This window comes from Sphingopyxis sp. GW821-FHT10B01 (assembly GCF_059415685.1).
The window spans coordinates 451,279-471,447 of sequence record NZ_JBWKNS010000004.1 but is presented as its reverse complement, the minus strand read 5'-3'; the positions used below and the strand labels follow the sequence as shown (position 1 = coordinate 471,447).

18 protein-coding genes are annotated in these 20,169 nt (G+C 64.1%); 14 read left to right on the top strand and 4 right to left on the bottom strand.

The genetic code is table 11. The features are described from left to right. Nucleotides 1-2 precede the first annotated feature (2 nt). Complete coding sequence (gene hutC, locus AC07NV_RS14970; protein WP_495167160.1) at nucleotides 3-683, bottom strand: histidine utilization transcriptional repressor HutC; 681 nt, start codon at nucleotides 681-683, stop codon at nucleotides 3-5. After that, nucleotides 680-2,029 (bottom strand): formimidoylglutamate deiminase, encoded by a 1,350-nt coding sequence (locus AC07NV_RS14965; RefSeq protein ID WP_495167159.1) that lies wholly within the window; start codon nucleotides 2,027-2,029, stop codon nucleotides 680-682. Before AC07NV_RS14965 ends, hutC begins: the two co-directional genes overlap by 4 nt. A gap of 29 nt (nucleotides 2,030-2,058) precedes the next feature. Between AC07NV_RS14965 and hutI the strand changes: the two genes are divergently transcribed. The 9 genes from hutI to AC07NV_RS14920 all read left to right on the top strand — a co-directional run bounded on the left by hutI (nucleotide 2,059) and on the right by AC07NV_RS14920 (nucleotide 11,092). After that, nucleotides 2,059-3,270 carry an imidazolonepropionase gene (hutI, locus tag AC07NV_RS14960; protein ID WP_495167158.1) on the top strand — a complete coding sequence of 404 codons (1,212 nt, stop codon included), beginning with the start codon at nucleotides 2,059-2,061 and terminating at the stop codon, nucleotides 3,268-3,270. Then, nucleotides 3,267-4,787: a histidine ammonia-lyase gene (hutH, locus tag AC07NV_RS14955; protein ID WP_495167157.1), complete on the top strand. Its 1,521-nt coding sequence runs from the start codon at nucleotides 3,267-3,269 to the stop codon at nucleotides 4,785-4,787. The genes hutI and hutH overlap by 4 nt, the downstream gene beginning before the upstream one ends. Then, complete coding sequence (gene hutG, locus AC07NV_RS14950) at nucleotides 4,787-5,590, top strand: N-formylglutamate deformylase (protein ID WP_495167156.1); 804 nt, start codon at nucleotides 4,787-4,789, stop codon at nucleotides 5,588-5,590. The genes hutH and hutG overlap by 1 nt, the downstream gene beginning before the upstream one ends. Further along, a complete protein-coding gene (hutU, locus tag AC07NV_RS14945; RefSeq protein ID WP_495167155.1) occupies nucleotides 5,587-7,251 on the top strand; it encodes a urocanate hydratase in 1,665 nt (554 codons plus the stop codon). The genes hutG and hutU overlap by 4 nt, the downstream gene beginning before the upstream one ends. Before the next feature lie 69 nt (nucleotides 7,252-7,320). After that, a complete protein-coding gene (locus AC07NV_RS14940) occupies nucleotides 7,321-8,484 on the top strand; it encodes an acyl-CoA dehydrogenase family protein (protein ID WP_495167154.1) in 1,164 nt (387 codons plus the stop codon). Between the two features lie 280 nt (nucleotides 8,485-8,764). Then, nucleotides 8,765-9,286 (top strand): hypothetical protein, encoded by a 522-nt coding sequence (locus AC07NV_RS14935; protein WP_495167153.1) that lies wholly within the window; start codon nucleotides 8,765-8,767, stop codon nucleotides 9,284-9,286. 81 nt (nucleotides 9,287-9,367) lie between these two features. After that, nucleotides 9,368-9,775 carry a hypothetical protein gene (locus AC07NV_RS14930; RefSeq protein ID WP_495167152.1) on the top strand — a complete coding sequence of 136 codons (408 nt, stop codon included), beginning with the start codon at nucleotides 9,368-9,370 and terminating at the stop codon, nucleotides 9,773-9,775. A 16-nt stretch (nucleotides 9,776-9,791) separates the two neighbouring features. Further along, the gene (locus AC07NV_RS14925) at nucleotides 9,792-10,517 is read left to right on the top strand and encodes a C39 family peptidase (protein ID WP_495167151.1); all 726 of its coding nucleotides are present in this window, start codon (nucleotides 9,792-9,794) and stop codon (nucleotides 10,515-10,517) included. Nucleotides 10,518-10,525: 8 nt separating this feature from the next. Further along, nucleotides 10,526-11,092 carry a hypothetical protein gene (locus AC07NV_RS14920; RefSeq protein WP_495167150.1) on the top strand — a complete coding sequence of 189 codons (567 nt, stop codon included), beginning with the start codon at nucleotides 10,526-10,528 and terminating at the stop codon, nucleotides 11,090-11,092. 99 nt (nucleotides 11,093-11,191) lie between these two features. Here the strand turns inward: AC07NV_RS14920 and AC07NV_RS14915 are convergent, their stop codons facing one another. Together AC07NV_RS14915 and AC07NV_RS14910 are read right to left on the bottom strand one after the other, a co-directional pair. After that, nucleotides 11,192-12,628: a hypothetical protein gene (locus AC07NV_RS14915; protein WP_495167149.1), complete on the bottom strand. Its 1,437-nt coding sequence runs from the start codon at nucleotides 12,626-12,628 to the stop codon at nucleotides 11,192-11,194. After that, nucleotides 12,625-13,305, bottom strand: coding sequence for a helix-turn-helix domain-containing protein (locus AC07NV_RS14910; RefSeq protein ID WP_495167148.1), 681 nt, complete (start codon nucleotides 13,303-13,305; stop codon nucleotides 12,625-12,627). Before AC07NV_RS14910 ends, AC07NV_RS14915 begins: the two co-directional genes overlap by 4 nt. 374 nt (nucleotides 13,306-13,679) lie before the next feature. On the opposite strand from AC07NV_RS14910, the gene AC07NV_RS14905 reads away from it, so the two are divergent. The 5 genes from AC07NV_RS14905 (at nucleotide 13,680) to AC07NV_RS14885 (ending at nucleotide 20,165) form a co-directional block, all read left to right on the top strand. Further along, on the top strand, nucleotides 13,680-13,928 hold the full coding sequence (locus tag AC07NV_RS14905) for a response regulator transcription factor (protein WP_495167147.1): 249 nt from the start codon (nucleotides 13,680-13,682) through the stop codon (nucleotides 13,926-13,928). Nucleotides 13,929-14,291: 363 nt separating this feature from the next. Further along, a complete protein-coding gene (locus tag AC07NV_RS14900) occupies nucleotides 14,292-14,591 on the top strand; it encodes a TFIIB-type zinc ribbon-containing protein (protein WP_495167146.1) in 300 nt (99 codons plus the stop codon). Between the two features lie 243 nt (nucleotides 14,592-14,834). Continuing rightward, complete coding sequence (locus tag AC07NV_RS14895; RefSeq protein ID WP_495167145.1) at nucleotides 14,835-15,410, top strand: sigma-70 family RNA polymerase sigma factor; 576 nt, start codon at nucleotides 14,835-14,837, stop codon at nucleotides 15,408-15,410. Between the two features lie 126 nt (nucleotides 15,411-15,536). Next, on the top strand, nucleotides 15,537-16,523 hold the full coding sequence (locus AC07NV_RS14890) for a FecR family protein (protein WP_495167144.1): 987 nt from the start codon (nucleotides 15,537-15,539) through the stop codon (nucleotides 16,521-16,523). Nucleotides 16,524-16,679: 156 nt separating this feature from the next. Further along, nucleotides 16,680-20,165: a TonB-dependent receptor domain-containing protein gene (locus AC07NV_RS14885; protein ID WP_495167143.1), complete on the top strand. Its 3,486-nt coding sequence runs from the start codon at nucleotides 16,680-16,682 to the stop codon at nucleotides 20,163-20,165. The last annotated feature ends 4 nt before the right edge of the window (nucleotides 20,166-20,169 follow it).

The following is a 20,169-nucleotide window of genomic DNA, read 5'->3' as shown; positions in this document are numbered from 1 at the left end:
CCTCACGGCCCGGCGTTGAACTCCGCGACCAAATCGAAGCGATCGCCGCGAAACAGCTGCCGGACATGGGTTACGACGCGCCCTGCGCGCCATGTCGTTCGGTCGAGATCGAGGCAAGCGACGCCGGTCCCGATCGCCAGAAGCCCCGCTTCCTTGCGCGTCGGGTTTGCCGCGCGGATCACGTGCCGCGCCTGCGTCCATGGAATATGCCCGAGCAGCCAGGTTCCCGGCGCCTCTGCCGCAAAATCGGCGTCCGCCGCCTCGGGCACCTCGCCGAGTGCGATAAAGCGGCGCTCGAGCGCAAAGGCTTCGCCGGCCGCCATATGCACACCCTCGATGCGGAGTGCGGGGCCGGCGAACAGGTCGTCGGCCGGGTCCGCTGGCCCGATCGATGTCAGGTTCCAGCGATAGGCCTCGCCGCGCGCCGCGATCAGTTCGGCAAGGTCGGGCACCGTCATCACCGCCGAATGGACCGGCGGATGCGCAACAAAGGTTCCGGCCTTGCGCCGCCGTTCGACCAGTCCCGACGCGGCGAGTTCGCCCAGCGCCTTGCTCACCGTTGCGCGCGCACAGCCATAGCGCGCCGCGAGTTCCTGTTCGGTGGGGACACGGTCACCGGGGCGCCATTCACCCGACTGGATCGAGGCGGTGATCTCGTCGCGGATGCGGCGCGCGGGATTCATCCGAGCAGCCGCGCGACGCAGGCGCGATAGGCGGCGGCGATGCTTTCGGCATCGATATGACGACCCTTTTCGACACGCTTGGCGCCCGCGCGCCACACGCTGTCGATCGCACCCGCGCGTGCCGAAAAGATCCAGCGGTCGAGCAATGTCGCGTCGTCGGTTCCCGCAAAAACAGGATGATCGAGGTCGAGCGAGACAATGTCGGCAGCGTGGCCGACGGCGAGACCGGCGGGCACATTCAATGCCTGTGCCCCGCCCTGTACCGCGTGCGCGAACAGATTTGCGCCGACGAAGGGCGCCTCTTCGCTCGCCAGCAAGGCGCGGGCGCGCTGTGCCAACCGCTGCGAATATTCGAGCGCGCGAAGCTCCTGCGCCGCGTCCACCAATATGTTGCTGTCGGTACCGATCCCGAAGCGGCCGCCCGCGGCGAGATAATCGACCGCGGGAAAGATGCCGTCGCCCAGATTGCCTTCGGTGATCGGGCACAGCCCGGCCACCGCGCCGCTCGCGGCCAGCCGCTGCGTTTCGCGGGCATCGAGATGGGTCGAGTGGATCAAGCACCAGCGTTCATCAACGCCGGCATGATCGAGCAGCCATTCGACCGGACGCGCGCCGCTCCACGCAACGCAATCCTCGACTTCCTTCACCTGCTCGGCGGCATGGATATGGACCGGACCCGTCGGCGAGAGGGCAAGCAGCGCCGCCAGTTCCTCCGGCGAAACGGCGCGCAGCGAGTGCGGCGCGACGCCGATATTCGCGTCGCCGGTTAGCTTGGGCCGCGATGCGTCGAGGAGCGCGGTAAAGCCGTCGATATCGCAAAGGAAACGCCGCTGCCCCGGGCTCGGCGCGGCACCGCCGAAATTGCCATGCGCATAGAAGACGGGGAGCAAGGTCAGGCCGATGCCGCTCGCCGCGCTCGCCTGCGACACCGCACCCGCCATTTCGGCGGGGTCCGCGTAGGAAGCACCCGCCGCGTCATGATGCAGATAATGAAACTCGCCGACGCGGGTGAAGCCCGTCTCGAGCATCTCCACATAGGCCTGCGCGGTGATTGCCGCGACATCCTCGGGCGTCAGCCGGTCGAGGAAGCGGTACATGATCTCGCGCCAGCTCCAGAAATTGTCATCAGGTCGACTACGACGCTCGGAAAGCCCCGCCATGCCGCGTTGGAACCCATGACTATGGACGTTGCACAGGCCGGGCAGAGCGACGCGATGCCTCTGATCATCCTGTTCCGCGGCAACGCCCGTTTCGATCGCCGCAATCCGGCCGTCAGCGACGCGCAGCCGCACATCCTTTTCCCAGCCGCTGCCTATCCATGCGCGTTCGAACCAGAGAGCCATCATCTTTCGTCCTCATATTATGTCTAGACATAATGACGCATCCGGACAACAATGTCTACATGGAGCATCTCTGGACGAACGCCCGACTCGCGACGATGGCCGATGGTAACCTCGGCCTGATCGACAATGGCGTCGTGGCGGCGGCGAATGGCCGGATCGTCTATGCCGGCCCCGCCGACGGCGCCCCGGCGACGGCGCAAAAGGTCCATGATTGCGGCGCTCGCCTCATCACGCCCGGCCTGATCGATTGCCACACGCATCTCGTCCACGGCGGCAACCGCGCCAACGAATGGGCAATGCGGCTGGCCGGCGCGAGCTATGAAGAGATTGCGCGCGCGGGCGGCGGCATCGTGTCGACGATGCGCGCGACTCGCGCGGCAAGCGAGGCGGACCTCGTCGATAGCGCTCTCCCGCGTCTCGACGCGCTGATCGCCGAGGGCGTCACGACAATCGAGATCAAGTCGGGCTATGGCCTGTCAACCGAAGACGAGCTCAAGATGCTGCGCGCCGCGCGCGCACTCGCCGAGCATCGCGACATTCGCGTCGAACCGACCTTCCTCGGCGCACATGCTTTGCCCCCCGAATATAAGGGCAACAGCGACGCCTATATCGACCTCGTCGTGGGCGAAATGATCCCCGCCGCCGCGCCGCTCGCCACCGCGGTCGACGCCTTTTGCGAAGGCATCGGCTTCTCGCCCGCGCAATGCACGCGCGTGATCGAAGCGGCGCAGGCGCACGGCCTCGCGGTCAAGCTCCACGCCGAACAATTGTCCGCGCTTCACGGCAGCGCGCTCGCGGCCCGGTATGGCGCGCTGTCGGCCGACCATCTCGAACATGCGACCGACGAGGATGTCCGCGCGATGGCCGAGGCGGGCACGGTCGCGGTGCTGCTGCCCGGCGCCTATTATTTCATGCGCGAAACCAAGCTGCCGCCGATCGAAGCGATGCGCCGCCACGGGACGTGCATCGCGCTCGCGACCGACAACAACCCCGGCACGTCGCCGACAACCTCGCTCCTGCTGATGCTCAACATGGGCGCGACCCTCTTCGGCCTGACCGTCGTCGAGGCGTTGCGCGGCGTGACAGTGAACGCCGCCGCCGCGCTCGGACTGAGCAACGAAATCGGGACGCTCGAAGCCGGCAAGGCATGCGACCTCGCGATCTGGGACGTCAGCGATCCCGCCGAGCTTGTCTACCGCATCGGTTTCAACCCGCTTCACCAACGTATCAAGGACGGACAATGATCATCATCCCCGGCGCCATGGCGCTCGCTGACTGGCGCGCGATCTACGAAGGCGCGAGCGCCGAACTGAGTGCCGGTGCGTGGATCGCGATCGACGCGAGCGCCGCCGCGGTCGCCCGGATCGTCGCGAAGGGCGCGCCCGTCTATGGCATCAACACCGGCTTCGGAAAGCTCGCGAGCGTGCGCATCGCCGACGACGAGCTGTCGACCCTCCAGCGTAACATCGTGCTCAGCCATGCCGCGGGCACCGGCGCGCCCTCGCCCGTTCCCGTCATTCGCTTGATGATGGCGCTGAAGCTCGCAAGCTTCGGCATGGGCGCCTCGGGCGTGCGGCGCGAAACGGTCGCGATGATCGAGGCGATGCTCGCGAAGGGCCTCACCCCGGTCGTCCCGTCGCAAGGCTCGGTCGGTGCGAGCGGCGATCTGGCGCCACTGTCGCATATGGCCGCCGCAATGATCGGCGTCGGTGCCATCGAGGTTGGCGGCAAGACGTTGCCCGCGGCCGAAGCGCTGACGCAAGCGGGTCTCGCCCCGCTCGATCTCGGGCCCAAGGAAGGACTGGCGCTGCTCAACGGCACGCAATTCTCGACCGCCAACGCCCTCGCGGGCCTGTTCCGCGCCGAAACAATCTTCCAGTCCGCGCTCATCACCGGCGCGCTTTCGACCGAGGCTGCGAAGGGCTCCGACGCGCCCTTCGATGCGCGCATCCACGCGCTGCGCGGTCATGCCGGGCAGCGCGCAGTCGGCGATACGCTGCGCGGCCTGATGACGGGCTCAGCAATCCGCGCCTCGCACGCCATCGACGATCCGCGCGTGCAGGACCCCTATTGCCTGCGCTGCCAGCCGCAAGTGATGGGCGCGATCCTCGACCTGCTGCGCCAGGCCGCAACGACGCTCAGCATCGAGGCGAATGGTGTGTCGGACAATCCGCTGATCTTCGCCGACACCGACGAAGCCGTATCGGGCGGCAATTTCCACGCCGAACCCGTCGCCTTCGCCGCCGACATGATCGCGATGGCGCTGTGCGAGATCGGTTCGATTTCGGAGCGCCGGATCGCAATGCTCGTCGACCCTGCGCTCTCGGGTCTCCCCGCTTTCCTCACCCCGCGCCCCGGTCTCAACTCGGGTTTCATGATCCCGCAGGTCACCGCTGCGGCGCTGGTCAGCGAGAACAAGCAGCGCGCCTATCCGGCGAGCGTCGATTCGATCCCGACTTCGGCCAATCAGGAGGATCATGTGTCGATGGCCGCGCACGGCGCGCGCCGCCTGCTCGAGATGGCCGACAATGTCAGCGCGGTGATCGGGATCGAACTGCTCGCCGCGTGTCAGGGCATCGACTTCCACGCGCCGCTGACATCGAGCGACGCGCTTGAAGCCGCGCACAAGCATCTCCGCGCCGAGGTGCCGACGCTCGAAGACGACCGGCATTTCCATCCCGACATGGAGGCCGCGACCGCATTGATCCGCTCGGGCAGCCTCGTCGCCGCGGTTCCGGCAGACCTGCCGGGCGTCGCCTGATGGACTGGCTGCGCGTCCATCGCGGCGACGCGCCGCTGGTCATCGCCTTCCCGCACGGGGGGACAAGCGTCGCCGGGCTCGACGACCAATATGTGTCGCCCTGGCTCGCGCAGCTCGACACCGACTGGTGGATTGCCGAGCTATACGCCTTCGCCGCCGACATGGGCGCAACATTGGTCGCGACCGATATCTCGCGCAGCGTGATCGACATGAACCGCGATCCGTCGGGCGCATCGCTCTATCCCGGGCAGGCGACGACCGAGCTGTGCCCGACGACAACTTTCGACGGCAAGCCGCTCTATCGTTTCGATGGCCCCGACGAGACCGAGGTAACGCAGCGCCTTCATCTCTATCATCGCCCCTATCACGAGGCGCTGGCCAGCGAACTCGATCGTCTGAAAGCGCAGCACGGCCGCGTCGTCCTCTACGACGCGCATTCGATCCGCAGCCACGTCCCGCGCCTGTTCGACGGCGAGTTGTCGCAGTTCAACATCGGCACCAACGACGGCGCAACCGCTGCCCCCGAACTCGAAACCATCGTCGCGAACATCTGCGCCGCAAGCGGCAAGAGCCATGTCGTCAACGGCCGCTTCAAGGGTGGCTGGACGACGCGCCACTATGGCCACCCCGACGATGGCATCCATGCGATCCAGATGGAACTCGCGCAGCGCGGCTATATGACCGAACCGGCCGAGCTGACGCATGGCAACTGGCCTTCCCCCATCGACCCGAACCCCGCGATCCTGCCGGCTTTACAGCAGGTGATCGCCGCCACCCTCGACTTTGCGAAAGGAATCTCATGACCACCCGCCTCGATAACAGCCGCGTGATCCGCCCCGCGACCGGCGCCGAGATCAGCGCGAAAAGCTGGCTCACCGAAGCGCCGATGCGGATGCTGATGAACAACCTCCACCCCGACGTCGCCGAACGACCCGAGGAATTGGTGGTCTATGGCGGTATTGGCCGCGCCACGCGCGACTGGGAAAGCTATGACAAGATCGTCGAGACGCTGAAGCGCCTCAATGACGACGAAACCCTGCTCATCCAGTCGGGCAAGCCCGTCGGTGTTTTCCGCACCCACGCCGATGCGCCGCGTGTGCTGCTCGCCAATTCGAACCTCGTCCCCGAATGGGCAAATTGGGAGCATTTCCACGAGCTCGATAAAAAGGGCCTGATGATGTACGGCCAGATGACTGCGGGCAGCTGGATCTATATCGGCAGCCAGGGCATCGTTCAGGGCACCTACGAAACCTTCGTCGAGATGGGCCGCCAGCATTATGGCGGCAGCCTTGCCGGCCGCTGGCTGCTCACCGCCGGCCTCGGCGGCATGGGCGGCGCGCAGCCGCTCGCGGCGGTGATGGCGGGCGCCTCGTGCCTCGCAATCGAATGCCAGCCGAGCCGCATCGAGATGCGCTTGCGTACCGGCTATCTCGACAAGCAGGCGTCGAACATCGACGAGGCGATCGCCATCATCGAAACGAGCCATGCCGAAGGCAAGCCCGTCTCGGTCGGCCTGCTCGGCAACGCGGCGGAGATCCTGCCCGAGATGGTTCGCCGCGGCATCCGCCCCGATCTGCTCACCGACCAGACCTCGGCGCACGACCCGGTCAACGGCTACCTTCCCGCGGGCTGGACCCTCGATCAATGGGCCACGAAGCGCGAAAGCGACCCGGCCGCCGTCGCCAAGGCCGCGAAGGCGTCGATGGCAGTGCACGTCCAGGCGATGCTCGACCTGCAGGCTGCGGGCGTACCGACGACCGACTATGGCAACAACATCCGCCAGGTCGCGAAGGACGAGGGCGTCGAGAACGCCTTCGACTTCCCCGGCTTCGTTCCCGCTTATGTCCGTCCGCTCTTCTGCCGCGGCATCGGTCCCTTCCGCTGGGTGGCGCTCTCGGGCGATCCCGAGGATATTTACAAGACCGACGCCAAGGTGAAGGAGTTGCTCCCCGACAACACGCACCTCCACAACTGGCTCGATATGGCGCGCGAGAAGATCCAGTTTCAGGGCTTGCCCGCGCGCATCTGCTGGGTCGGACTCGGCGACCGCCACCGGCTCGGCCTCGCGTTCAACGAGATGGTCGCGAGCGGCGAACTCAAGGCGCCGATCGTGATCGGCCGCGACCATCTGGACTCTGGCTCGGTCGCCTCGCCCAATCGCGAGACCGAGGCGATGCGCGACGGATCGGATGCGGTTTCGGACTGGCCGCTGCTCAACGCGCTGCTCAACACCGCGTCGGGCGCGACCTGGGTGTCGCTCCACCATGGCGGCGGCGTCGGCATGGGCTATTCGCAGCACAGCGGCATGGTGATCGTCGCCGACGGCACCCCCGAAGCGGCGAAAAGGCTCGAGCGCGTGCTGTGGAACGACCCTGGCACCGGCGTCATGCGCCACGCCGACGCGAGTTATGATATCGCGATCGATTGCGCACGCGAGAAAGGTCTCGACCTGCCCTCGATCTGATTGAGGGTTGGCGCCCGATGCTTCGTATCCTAAGGCTCTCCCCGACGATCAGGGGAGAGCCAAAAGCCGATGTCCGAAGCGCAGCCACAAAGCTATCCCGAAATCCGCGACGCTGTGCGCCGTCTGTGCGCCGGGTTTCCGGGCGAATATTGGCAAAAGCTCGATCGCGATCGCATCTATCCCACCGAGTTTGTTCGCACGTTGACCGCAGCGGGTTTCCTGTCGGTGCTGATTCCCGAGGAATATGGCGGCTCGGGCCTCGGCCTTGGCGCGGCGACCGCGGTGCTCGAGGAAATCCATCGTTCGGGTTGCAACGGCGGCGCTTGTCATGCGCAGATGTATACGATGGGCACGCTGCTCAAACATGGGTCGGAGGCGCAGAAGCAGGCCTATCTCCCCGCCATTGCAAGCGGTGAACTGCGCCTGCAGGCGTTCGGCGTCACCGAACCCACCGCAGGCACCGACACGACGCGCATCCGCACCTTCGCCAAGCGGGTAGGCGACAATTATGTCGTCAACGGGCAGAAAATCTGGATCAGCCGCGCCGAACATTCGGATCTGATGATCCTGCTCTGCCGCACCACCCCGCGCGAGGAATGCGCCAAACCGTCGGACGGGATGAGCGTGCTGCTCGTCGACATGCGCGAGGCGCAGGGCAAAGGGCTGACCGTCCGGCCCGTGCGCACGATGCTCAACCATGCCACGACCGAGCTGTTCTTCGACGATCTCGAAGTCCCCGCCGCGAATTTGATCGGCGAAGAGGGCAAGGGCTTTCGCTATATCCTGTCGGGCATGAATGCCGAGCGCATCCTGATCGCCTCCGAATGCATCGGCGATGGCCGCTTCTTCATCGACCGCGCCACCGCTTATGCCAGGGATCGCGAAGTCTTCGGCCGCGCGATCGGGACAAATCAGGGTATCCAGTTCCCGATCGCGCGCGCTTATGTCCAGCTCGCGGCCGCCTCCGAGATGGTCGACAAGGCCGCGCGCCTGTTCGACGCCGGGCAGGATGGCGGGACCGAAGCCAATATGGCCAAGATGCTCGCGTCCGAAGCGAGCTGGTATGCCGCCGACATGTGCGTTCAGACGCACGGCGGCTTCGGCTTTGCCGAGGAATATGACATCGAGCGCAAGTTCCGCGAGACACGCCTCTATCAGGTCGCGCCGATCAGCACGAACCTGATCCTGAGCCATGTCGCGACCCACGCGCTGGGGCTGCCCAAAAGCTTCTGACGTCGCGACGGAATTTTTCCGTCCGGATCCGGCCACGACGAGACGCGCGTGGCCGGGGCGGCATGACATGCTCGCCGCCGCCCGGTGCGGCCGGAGCAAATCCCCCACCGATATCATCTGGGTATTTCTCCACCCCCGACATTGCCAATTCGCAAAGCGGGTCCTGCCGCAGCGGACCATGATCGCCTTGTTCGCACCGATGCGGACGGAGTCGGGGAGGATCCGCATCAGCCATGCCAAGGGGCATCGCGCGCCATCCCCTTTTTAGAGAGGAAGAGTCATGATCAAGAAAGTCATGCTGGCGGTGTCGACGCTGGCGCTCGCAGCTTCGGCCGCACCGGCCTTCGCGCAACAGAATCAAGACAATGACAACAACACCAACGGCGCCGCAAACGGCGTTGGCAATGACACTGTCGTCGTCAATGACCTGATCGACCTGTTTGTCCAGGACAATGCTGCCGACAGCTATCAGGACAATGATCAGGATAATGACGGCAACGGTTCGGGCAATGGCAACACCCTCGTTGTCGCAACCCAGACGCTCAGCGCCACCAACATCAACAAATATCTCGACGAAGTCGTCGATCTGGACGGCCTCGACGAAAGCTCGACGGCAGTCGGCTACCACAGCGGCGACAACTATGTCCGCGGCAATGCCTTCGCGGCATATGCGGGCATCCTGAATGCTGCCTGGAACACGGGCATCAACGCCAACACCCAGGCTGCGACCAACATCGCGGCACAAGGCACTGTCTCCTTCGGTTCCGACGGCGGCAGCGGCGGCGGCAGCGACGGCGACTAATCGCGTCCCCCGGATGGCCGGCCCGACACCACTGGCGGGTCGGCCATTTCCCTCCGTATCGCTTTCAAGGAGCCCCTAGCTATGAAACCCCCGATGCATCTGGTCCTGCTGATCACGGCAGGCTTGTCCGTGCCCGTATCGGCCCAGCTGCCCGCACCCGATGCGGCGGCGCCCGTCGTTGCAGAGGCGGTTCCTGTCGAAGCATCTGCGGCCCCGGCCATTCCGGCGCAATCCGAACGCTTATCGCCGATGCTGAACGACAGCGAACTCGATACCCAGCGCGGCGGCCAGTCCCTTGTGATCACCAACCAGACGATGGACTCGATCGTCAGCGGCAACATCCTCAAGGGTGACTATACGGCAGGCGCGGTCACGCTCAGCGATTTTGCCCTGTCCAATTTCAACGGTGTCGGCAATCTGCTGATCAACACCGGCGCACAGGTCAGTGCCCAAAGCGGCATGAACCTGACTATCAACCTCGGCGATTGAGCGCGCCATGCGGCCCATGCGAACCCTGATCGCGGGCCTGCTGTGCGCCCTTGCGGCGACGCCCGCGACTGCCGAGGTCCGGCTTACCGGCCCCGAAACCGGCGGCAACTTCCAGCTTCAGGTGATGACCTGGTGGGACATTCCCTTTCGCTCGGTCGTTCGCCAGCGTTATGATTTCAGCTGCGGATCGGCCGCGCTCGCGACCTTGCTCACCTATCATTATGGCGAACCGACGGCCGAGACGATGCCTTTCCGCGCGATGTGGAATCTGGGCGACCGCGAGGCGATCCGCAAGGTCGGCTTTTCGATGCTCGACATGAAAACCTATCTCGCCTCGCGCGGCTATCGCGCCGAAGGCTTCCGGATCACCGTCGAGCAACTCAAGCAGGTGAAGCGCCCGACCATCGTGCTGATGGATCTCAACGGCTTCAAACATTTCGTGGTGATCAAGGGCGTTCAGAATGATCGCGTGCTCACCGGCGATTCGGTGCTCGGGCTCAACCAATATTCGCTCGCCGATTTCGAAAAACACTGGAACGGCATCGCGCTCGCGATCGTCGACGGCGCTAAGCAGCGCCCCGCCTTCAATCTCGCCGGCGACTGGGGACCCTGGTCGCAAGCCCCGCTCGAAAAAGATGGTTCGCTCCACGTTTCGATCGGCGACCTGACGACCAATCTCCCCCCCCAATATCAGCTGACGCCGCAGATCCTGCTCGATGTCCGCGTCGGCACGGTGAAATGAGGCCGGCCATGTCCCAACGCATCCTCCTGCTCGCGATCGCCCCCGCGCTGTTCGCGGCGAGCGAGGTCCGCGCCGACGATCCGCTCGTCGATGCCGCGACGGTGTCCGACGAGGTTCTGGCCGAACAGCGCGGCGGCTTTGCGTTCCAGGGCATGGTGATCGCGTTCGGCGCCGACATCCGCAGCTTTGTGAACGACGAACTGGCGCTGCGCACCGTCGTCAGCTGGACCCCGCAAGGGTCGACAATCGAACGCTTCGTATCGCCGTCCCTCACCGCGGTCGATGCGTCGCAGATTCAGGGCGGCATCCTGACCAGCGGCGGCATCACCATGCGCGTAGGCAATGAGCAGGTGTTCCTTGCGAACAACGGTCAGACGGCGCTGGTCCAGAGCACCGATGCGATCCAGAACGTGCTGATCAACACCGCGAGCAATGTGTCGCTGAACCAGCAGGTCGACGCCGTGCTCGATCTCAGCGGCTATGAAGGCTTCCGCGACGGCTTGGCGTCGACGCGGCTGAGCGACGCGATCGGCGCCGTTATGGGTGCGCAGACGGTTGGCGCACTCGGGAACTGAACGACCCCCCGCCCCCGTTTCGACAGGGACGGTTCACCTGGCCCCGCCTCTTTAGGCGGGGCTTCTTTCTTTGTGGGCCATGGTCACGACCGACGGGACTTATATTTTCCCGCCGAACGGCATGCGCAGCGTGATCGACACGTCGGGCGCATCCTCGGTCACGCCGATTTCAAAGCCGAGGTTCAGCACATCGCGCTGGGTCAGGCGGTACGACATACCGAAATTGAGTGAGCCGACGTGGAGATATTTGGACTTCTGGATCGTGTCGCCGATCTCCGATCGCGTCGGGAAGATATAATTGTGACGATAGCCGAGCGAGAAGGAAAAGCGCGGGTTGAGCGCAAAGCCAAAGCCGATATTGGCCGAAACCGCATCGCCCGGATCGACTCGCCCTACCAGCACCTCGCCGACCAGTTTGTTCACGTCGCGGGGGATATGATAAAGATAGGCCACGCCGCCATAGATCACCGCCGGATCCGACGGCATCAGGAAATTGATCCCCGGCTGGACAGCCCAGAAGCCCGACCCGGTGGCCAGCCCCGTCGCGACCCCAAATTCGTCATATCCGATGTCGAACGGCCCCTTGCCGGTGTCGGATTTCACGCGCAGCGACCCGACAAAGATCGGCTTTTGCCCGACCGGCCGGTTGAACTGATAGCGGAGCGAAAATTCGGCATCGCCGATCCCGTCCTCGCGCAATGCGATGGACCGGACGATGCCCTCGTCGCGTTGCTGGACGACCTCGATCCGGTCGTTGCGATAGAGATAGGGCAAGCGCACTTCGGCTTCGAGCCGGTCGCTGATCCCGTAGCGGAGCGAAGCGGTGCCGACGAGCGTGTCACGGTCGGCGTCGGTGGCCTCGATCAGCCCGATCTGGATTCCCGGGATGAGCTCGATCCCGCGAAAGACCAGGCGGTTGGTCGACGAACGCGTATATTCGAACGACGGTTCAAAGATAAGTTCGCCGGCGCGCGTCAGCACACCCTGTCCTTCGGGAACCGCAGCGACGGTTTGTGTGGGCGACTCGCTCGGCGGCGGTGCCTCGCCGACCGGCGCATCAGGGAGGCCCACGGCGTCGCTGCCGGGGCCGGGCAGCGCGGGGCCAGGTCCGGCACCCTGCCCCATACCCGCGCCGCGGAGCAGATTCAGCGGCTGATCGGCGAGCGCATAGGATGTCAGCCGGTCGACCTGAACCTGCTGCGTCGCAAGCTGTTGCTGCATCTGCGCGATCTGCCGATGCTGCTCCGCGAGCAGGACGTTTTGCTGGTCGATCAGCGCGCGTTGTTCGGCGATGATACGGCGCTGCGCCTCGATCTCGCCCTCGGCGCTCGCCGCCGGCTGACCTTTCACGGTGCCCGGCCCAGCCGCTCCGGCGTTCCAGGTCGGCGCGGTATCGAGGAACGGAAGCATCTCGCACAGACATTCGATTGCCGGTGTTTCGCTTGCTTCGGCGTGCGAAGGGACGAAAACGACCGACAGGCCGACCGTCGCCATGCCCAGATGACGCAGGGCGGGCGGGGAGGACAGAATGCTCATGCGCCCGCTCCCTGTCGGGTGGCCCCTCGCTGCGGCCGCATCGCCCCCATATTGTCGATCGCCACGCCCATTTCCTCCCCGGCGATGGCGCGCAGCCCTTCAAGGTCGATCAGCCGGCACAATTGCGGCCCTTCAAGCTCGATGAGGCCCTGCCGGACGAAGCCCGAGATGGTCCGGCTGACGGTGTGGATCGTCAGGCCCAGATGGTCGGCAATATCGCTGCGCGTCATCGGCAAGGGGATGCTGTCGAGTGCCGACAGCCTTTTCGCCGCGATCAATAGAAAGGCCGCAACGCGTTCGCTGGCGTTGCGGCGACCAAGCAGGAATATGCATTGGTTCGCGCTATCGAGCGCGCGTTCGAGCGCGCGGTTCTGCCCGAAAGAATTCGGTTCGCCGTTCAAGGCCGGACGGCGCGTCAGGATCGTATTGGTCACCGCCTCTGCCGCGGAGTCGCGGGCACCATATTCAACGCCGAACACATCGCCCTGATAGAAGAAGCCGGTCAGCTGCCGATGCCCGTCTACATGAAAGTGACAGGTCCGGACGGTGCCCGAGACGACTTCGAACCAGCAATCGCCGGGATCGCCCTGCGAAAATATGATCTCGCCTTTACGAAATTTAAGGATGGTATCCTGCGGAATGGATCCGCGTTGAAACTCTGCCGACAAACCTTGCACGCCACGTCTCCAATCTGGAATTGGTATTTGCGGCGACCCCGTTTGCGAGTCTCATCTGCCTTTGCGCCTGCGGAATCCATCCGGGTAAAGACCTAGGAATTCGTGTGCGAGATTATCATAGCAAAATCACTTACGTAATATTTCTTAGCGTTTCGGATGAATATAATAATGAATTTCAACCATATAGCTGTATTGACACCAGTGGCGCCTCTATATCCTTAATTAGTTTACGTTAATTGCTAAACAGTGCGCAAAGAGATATCATCGGAGGCAGAGCAGGTGGGTTGCAGCGCTGCTGCGCAAGAAAGATGCTCGTCGGTCGCGAATTGTCCACGCCTTGGGTGTCAGGGGATTGCACCGTGCATCGAAACGCTTTGAACGTCGAACCGCATTTGACCTTTCGTGAACATCAAATACTGGAATTGGTTGCCGTCGGCTGCTCCGCCAAGCAGATCGCGCTCGAGATCAATATCGCGCCGCGGACCGTCGAACGGCACATCGAGAATGTGCGGTTGAAACTGAACGCGCGGAACAGGGCGCATCTGATTACCCAGGCCATGCATCTGGGCCTGCTGGTCATCGAAACACCGCAACCGGACGAACCGACGCTGTTCGAACTATGACCGGAAATTTGTGGTGACCAGAATCAGGGGTTCGCAGTCCGAAACCTGTGATCCGGCAATCTGTCTCTCTGTGGCTCGCGATTGCCAAAGGTGAAGACATCGACTGAATCACCCCATTGAATTTGAATGTTCAGGGCTTATCTTCGCGCTGCGGGCCGGGCCCCTCTGGCGATCTCATGGATCGTGATGTCGGACCGCATCGAGGATACTCGATGTGGCTTGACCTATATGCTTCCCAGGCCATGTCGGGACTTCGGTTGGATCACAACTGGGAGTCTATGGGATGACGCATCCATTTTCCGCCGCTGCCGCGCCGCAGCCATTCAACTATCCGCTCCGGTCGTCCGGCGGGAGGGCGCAGCGATGACGGGGTCCGCCGTTGGCATGCCCTGCCCGGTCTGCAAGGTGCCGCTCGCGATGAGCGACCGGCAAGGCGTCGAGATCGACTATTGCCCACAGTGCCGCGGCGTGTGGCTCGATCGGGGCGAACTCGACAAGATCATCGAGCGCAGCCTCGCTTCCGATGCGCCGCCGCCGCCCGCGCCGGCCCAGCAACATTATCCGCAAAGCGCGCCGCCGACCTCCTGGGATCCCCGCCACGGCGGACATCACAAAGGATATCCCAAGCGCCGCAAATCCTTTCTGGAAGAGCTCTTCGACTAAAAGACCAGACGGAGCCGGCATGTCCGGCTCCGTCTGATCCGGTCTGCTTTTTCTGCCGCTCCAATTGCCCTCGCCGACGATGGATCGGCAAAAGCGGGACCGCGTGAGACGAGGCGCCTCGCGTGCCCGACGCTACCACACCGATTTGTGTGGATGGGGCATCTGTCCGGCCTCAACGATCGGAACCATTTCAGCACCGATTTTCTTATTGCGACTCATTTGCAAAAATGAGTCGCTTGCGCCATGGGAGAACTGAAACGGGTTCGAGGGAGCCGCGGCGAACTGAAGAAAGCAAATTGCGTGAAACACGAACAGCTGGCGGAGCGGGTCTTCATGACACATCGCGCCGTGCTGATCGACTATGCCGTCAGGATCGTGGGTGACAAAACGCAGGCGGAGGACATCGTCCAGGACGCCTGGCTGCTTTCGACCCGGATGGACACGGCCGCGATACGCGAGCCGCTTGGCTATTTGCGACGCACGGTTCGAAACCTGGCGATCGACCTCCTGCGCCGGAAGGCACGGGAAGCGCGGATCAGCGGCGGCGACCTCGATGCCGCGATCCGTACCGTAGAAGACCCACAAGCTTCGCCGGAGGCCACGCTTTCGAGCCGCCGCGACCTTGCCTGCGTCCTCCGCGTCCTTCGGGGTCTGCCCGATCGGCAACGAATTGCGATCGAGATGCATCGCTTTGGCCAGTTCAAGCTGCGGGAAATTGCGGACCGCCTGAATATTTCGATCGCACTGGTGCATCTGGCCATTTCGGACGGCCTTGCGGCCTGCGCCGATCGCTGCGGCCTCGACCGGTCCGCTTCATGACGGGGAATGATTTTTTGAAAAAGCCGGTCGTCCGCTCGTCTCTCTCGCATGCGCTTTCGGCCGCCTCTGTTCAACCCGCGCATAAGGCGCCCGGCAAAAAGCACCGGTTCGTTTCGGAGCAAGCCCGTGCCTGGTGATCCGCACGCCCTGCACCGGCAGGCGGCCGACTGGCTGATCCGGCTCCGCGAAGAACCGGACGACCGCGCCACCGCCGATTCGTTCGAAACATGGCTCGACGACGACCCGGCCCATGCGCGCGCGTGGGCCTCGGTTTCCGCGGTGTTCGAGGCGATTGGCGAAACCCGCCCTGAATTCGAAAGTCACTGGCGCAGCGACCCCCTGCCCTTTTCCAAAGCGATGGCGCAGCACGCATCGCGGCGTTGGCCCCGCCCGCCCCGCCTGCATCGCAGACAGGTGGGCGGAGCCCTCGCGGCAGCGCTGGCGCTGGCCTGGCTCGGTCCGCCCGCCATGCTGTACGCCCGGGCCGACCATATGACCGGTACGGGTGAAATCGAGATTGTAATCCTGAACGATGGCAGCGCCGTCCGCCTGGGGCCACAGAGCGCGATTGCAGTGGATTATGACGCGGGAAAGCGCAACGTCCGGCTGCTCGACGGACAGGCATGGTTCGACGTGAAACATGACGCCAATGCACCGTTTCGCGTCGCCGCGGGGGATATTCGCACGACGGTACTGGGGACAAGTTTCGACGTGCGGCAGATCGGCCAGTCCACGGCCGTATCGGTGGCACGGGGGCGGGTGCAGGTGATCGACCAGGGCGCCGCGCCTGCCCCGACGCGCGAATTGGCAGCCGGCGAATGGGCGCGCGTCGATGCCCGCCACCATATCACGCATGGCACGGACAATCCCGCTCTGCTGGGCGCATGGCGCGAGGGACAACTGGTCGTCCGCAACCGTCCCATAGGCGAAGTAATCGACGAACTGCGCCCTTGGTATGGCGGCAAGATTCTTGTGCTGAGCCCGACCTTGAAGGCGAAGCGGATCGACGGTGTATTCGATGCACGCGACACCGGATCGGCCCTGAGTGCGATCGTGCAGCAGGAGGGCGGGTCGGTCCGCAAAATCACCCCTTGGATCTTTGTGATTTCATAAAATCGCCGCCACGCGCGAAATATTTTTGAAAAAGCGATCCTCGCGTTCGTCTCTCTCGGATAAGGCTTAAATGCAATCAAGTCGCATTAGCATTTAAGCGCATCTGAGGAGGTTGAACAAATGCGCGGGGCAATGAAATTTGCAGGACAGAAGCGAATGGCAGCATGGGCGGGCGCGATGCTGGCGAGTTCGGGCATCGCCATGATGGCGGCCACACCGGCGACGGCCCAAACGAACGAGATGCGCAGCTTCGACATCGCTGCGCAGCCGCTTCAGGATGCGATCGTCCAGTTCCATCGCCAGTCCTGCATCCAGATCACGGCGTCGGGCGGCATCACATCGGGGCGCACGGCAGGCGCCGTGCGCGGCCGGCAAACCGCCGCCCAGGCCCTCGGAAAGCTCCTTGCGGGAACCGGCCTCCACTGGCGCTGGGTCAACAACCAGAGCGTAGCACTCGAACCCGTCCCCGAAGTCACCGACGGAACGCTTCAGCTCGGCATCTTGCGTGTCGAGGGTGCATCGGACGGCGGCGCCTCCGGCGGCGGCAACAATCGCACCGCCGGATGGGACGGAACCGCCGGCACCGTCTATGTGACGCCGGGATCGGTCAGCGTGATCACGAAGGAACAGCTCGAGGCCTATCCGGCCCAGTCGCCCGCGGACATGCTGCGCGGCACGACCGGCATCATTTCGGGCGAAGCGCGGACCAGCGGCGGTCTCGACGTCAATATCCGCGGGCTGCAGGGACAGGGCCGCGTCCCCGTGACGGTCGACGGCGCGATCAACGGCACGACGGTCTATCGCGGTTATCAGGGAACGAGCAACCGCAGCTTCGTCGATCCCGATTTCATCAGCCACATCTCGATCGAAAAAGGCCCCTCGATGGGTAATGCGATCGCGGGCGGGATCGGCGGCAGCATCAGCATGTCGACGATTTCCGCCGATGACATCGTCCCCGACGGCGACACGATGGCGCTGCGGCTGAAAGCGTCGATCTCGACGAACAGCAGTGCGCCGGGGTCGCAGATGACGCGCAGCCTGTTGCAGCCCAAGGATTCCGCTGGTGACAGCTTCCTTGCCACGCGCGAAAATGATCGCCCGGGTTTTCTCACCGCAACCGGCGGTTCGGGCAGCCTGGTCTTCGCACGCAAGAGCGAGTTGCTCGACATTGTCGCCGGCTACTCCTTCCGGCGCTCCGGCAACTATCATGCCGGATCCAACGGAAAATATGCGCCGCAGGAAACGGGAACGCCATCGCAACTTTGCGCCAGTTCCCCGACTGACTGGCAACTGCGCGAATTATGCGCGCGCGCTGTCGCCTTCTATGATCGCTACGGTTCGACACCCTTTGTCGGTGGCGAAGAGGTGCTCAATAGCTCGACCGATACCGAGTCCGTGCTGGTCAAGGCCACGCTGCGTCCAGCGGACGACCACATCCTCGAACTCGGCTATGGCGGTTACTGGACTGTCGTCGGCGAAAACTACCCCGCCTCGCTGGGCAGCGCGACCGCGACGGTCTTCCAGGCCGATTTCCTTTCGCGGACCAGTCTCGACCGCTTTACCGCGCGCTACCGCTGGAACCCCGCGAGCGAAATGATTGATCTCAAGGTCAATGGCTGGTTGTCGAAGCTGGAGGAAGCGGCCCCCTCCTTCGGCAATTTCGACCCGACGCGGCGTTATGTCGACAGCTGGGGCGCCGACCTCACCAACAGCAGCCGGCTGGCAACGCCGGCCGGACGCCTGTCGGCCGACTATGGTGCCTCCATCCTCCGCGAAAAGGCAGGGCCGGTCGACAAATGGATGCCGGGCGGCTCGCAACCTCCGGGCCGCGAAGGCACGCGGCGCGAGATCAGCCTCTTCTCGCAATTCGTCCTGGAGCCTGCCCCCTGGCTGCGCCTCGACACGGGGGTGCGCTACCAGCATTACAAGCTGCGCGATCAGCAGTCCGGGACGATATACAACACCGCCCTGATCGACCGCGCCGAAGATGCGGTCAGCTACTCGCTGGGCGCCGCCGTCATGCCGCTCGACGGGCTGCAGCTTTTCGCCAGCTACAAACAGGCCGCGCGCCTTCCCTCGCTGATGGAAGCAACCACCGGCTTCTTCATGATCGCCAACCCCGACCTGCACAAGGAAGAGGCACATAATTGGGAGGCCGGCGCAAATTATATCCGGACGGGTGTGTTCGCCGACAACGACGATCTGGGCGTGAAGCTCGCCTGGTTCGACAATGATATCGAGGGCTATATTTCGCGCCGGTACGTCACGCAGAAATTCGCGATGCAGATGTACAATATCGACCGCGCGCAGTTCCGCGGGCTGGAGGCCAGCATCAGCTACAAGACCGGCGGCTTCAGCCTCAACGCCGGCGCCACATGGTACGACCGGATCCAGTTCTGCCGCACGGCGAGCGCCGCGTGCATCGAAAGCTCGCTCGCGTCGGATTATGCGACCAACTATATCCCGCCGCGCTGGTCGGCCAATCTGCACCTCAACCAGAAATTGTTCGGCGACCGCGCAGCTGTGGGCGCGCGCATCACCTATGTCGGCAAGCGTGCGGGCGGAGCGGAAAAGCCGCAGACCGGCTATATGCCGCTGATCTCGGCCATCGAATGGCATCCCTATGTGATCGCCGACATCAACACCCAGCTCAAGATCGCCGACGGGCTGTCGTTCGACGCCAGCGTCGATAATCTGTTCGACCGCTACTACAACGAAGCCATGAGCCTTGGCTATGTGCCGGCCCCCGGCCGCACGTTCCGCATTGGCATCACCAGCACCATGGCGTCAAAATCCGGCATGTGGCCCGGCAACTGGTTCGGCGCCAGGGGCAATGCCGATCCGGTCGACTGGTCGGGTCCCTATGTAGGCGCCGACTTCGCTTACGGCCTCGGCCGGATTCGCGGCGATGTCACCGACAGTGCCGGCAACCCGGCCGATCGGGTCAATGGCAGCCGCGTCGCGGTCGATCCGCGCAACGCGATGGGGGGGCTGCACGCGGGCTTCAACTATCAGTTGCCGGGCGATGTCGTGCTCGGGATCGAAGCCGGGTTGATGACGGCAAACCTCGGCGGCAGCACCGAGGTCGCGATCACCGAGGAAAGCACGTCGACCGAATATCTGCAGACCTGGCACAAGCTGGAGTCCGACACGCGCTACAATATGGACCGGCTCGTCTCGCTGCGCGGACGGCTGGGCTACTCGCTGGGCCGGACGCTGCTGTACGGCACCGCCGGCATCGGCTGGCTGCGCGAAACCGATACGCGCAACCAGTATCGATCCACCGCCAGCCAGAACCGGGGCATCGGCACCGACGTCGAACATTATCTGGCCGAAAAGGATCGCAAGACGCGGACGGGCCTGATTCTGGGCGGCGGCGTCGAGCGCGCGATCGGCAGCAACTGGTCGATGCGCGCCGAATATGACTATGGCCGGTTCGGCCGCAAAACCTTCCGGTTCGACAAGGCCCGCGCAGGAATCGGCCTGCCCTACAGCGATTTCGAATCTGGTTGGAACGACGACGGGTCGGTCTGGTACGAATTCATCGAAGGTCCCGGCAACTCGACGATCGTGACCGGCCGCAAGGTCAACAGCCGCGCCGACCTCCACATGCTGCGCGTTGGCGTCAGCTATCGCTTCTGAGGAT

Bases quoted from the DNA above. Each gene is read 5' to 3' on its own strand.
- AC07NV_RS14935 (WP_495167153.1), top strand. From the start codon at position 8,765: ATGATCAAGAAAGTCATGCTGGCGGTGTCGACGCTGGCGCTCGCAGCT.
- AC07NV_RS14965 (WP_495167159.1), bottom strand. From the start codon at position 2,029: ATGATGGCTCTCTGGTTCGAACGCGCATGGATAGGCAGCGGCTGGGAA.
- AC07NV_RS14895 (WP_495167145.1), top strand. From the start codon at position 14,835: ATGGGAGAACTGAAACGGGTTCGAGGGAGCCGCGGCGAACTGAAGAAA.
- AC07NV_RS14925 (WP_495167151.1), top strand. From the start codon at position 9,792: ATGCGAACCCTGATCGCGGGCCTGCTGTGCGCCCTTGCGGCGACGCCC.
- hutU (WP_495167155.1), top strand. From the start codon at position 5,587: ATGACCACCCGCCTCGATAACAGCCGCGTGATCCGCCCCGCGACCGGC.
- AC07NV_RS14885 (WP_495167143.1), top strand. From the start codon at position 16,680: ATGGCAGCATGGGCGGGCGCGATGCTGGCGAGTTCGGGCATCGCCATG.
- AC07NV_RS14940 (WP_495167154.1), top strand. From the start codon at position 7,321: ATGTCCGAAGCGCAGCCACAAAGCTATCCCGAAATCCGCGACGCTGTG.
- AC07NV_RS14920 (WP_495167150.1), top strand. From the start codon at position 10,526: ATGTCCCAACGCATCCTCCTGCTCGCGATCGCCCCCGCGCTGTTCGCG.
- hutI (WP_495167158.1), top strand. From the start codon at position 2,059: ATGACGCATCCGGACAACAATGTCTACATGGAGCATCTCTGGACGAAC.
- AC07NV_RS14915 (WP_495167149.1), bottom strand. From the start codon at position 12,628: ATGAGCATTCTGTCCTCCCCGCCCGCCCTGCGTCATCTGGGCATGGCG.
- AC07NV_RS14900 (WP_495167146.1), top strand. From the start codon at position 14,292: ATGACGGGGTCCGCCGTTGGCATGCCCTGCCCGGTCTGCAAGGTGCCG.
- hutC (WP_495167160.1), bottom strand. From the start codon at position 683: ATGAATCCCGCGCGCCGCATCCGCGACGAGATCACCGCCTCGATCCAG.
- AC07NV_RS14930 (WP_495167152.1), top strand. From the start codon at position 9,368: ATGAAACCCCCGATGCATCTGGTCCTGCTGATCACGGCAGGCTTGTCC.
- hutG (WP_495167156.1), top strand. From the start codon at position 4,787: ATGGACTGGCTGCGCGTCCATCGCGGCGACGCGCCGCTGGTCATCGCC.
- hutH (WP_495167157.1), top strand. From the start codon at position 3,267: ATGATCATCATCCCCGGCGCCATGGCGCTCGCTGACTGGCGCGCGATC.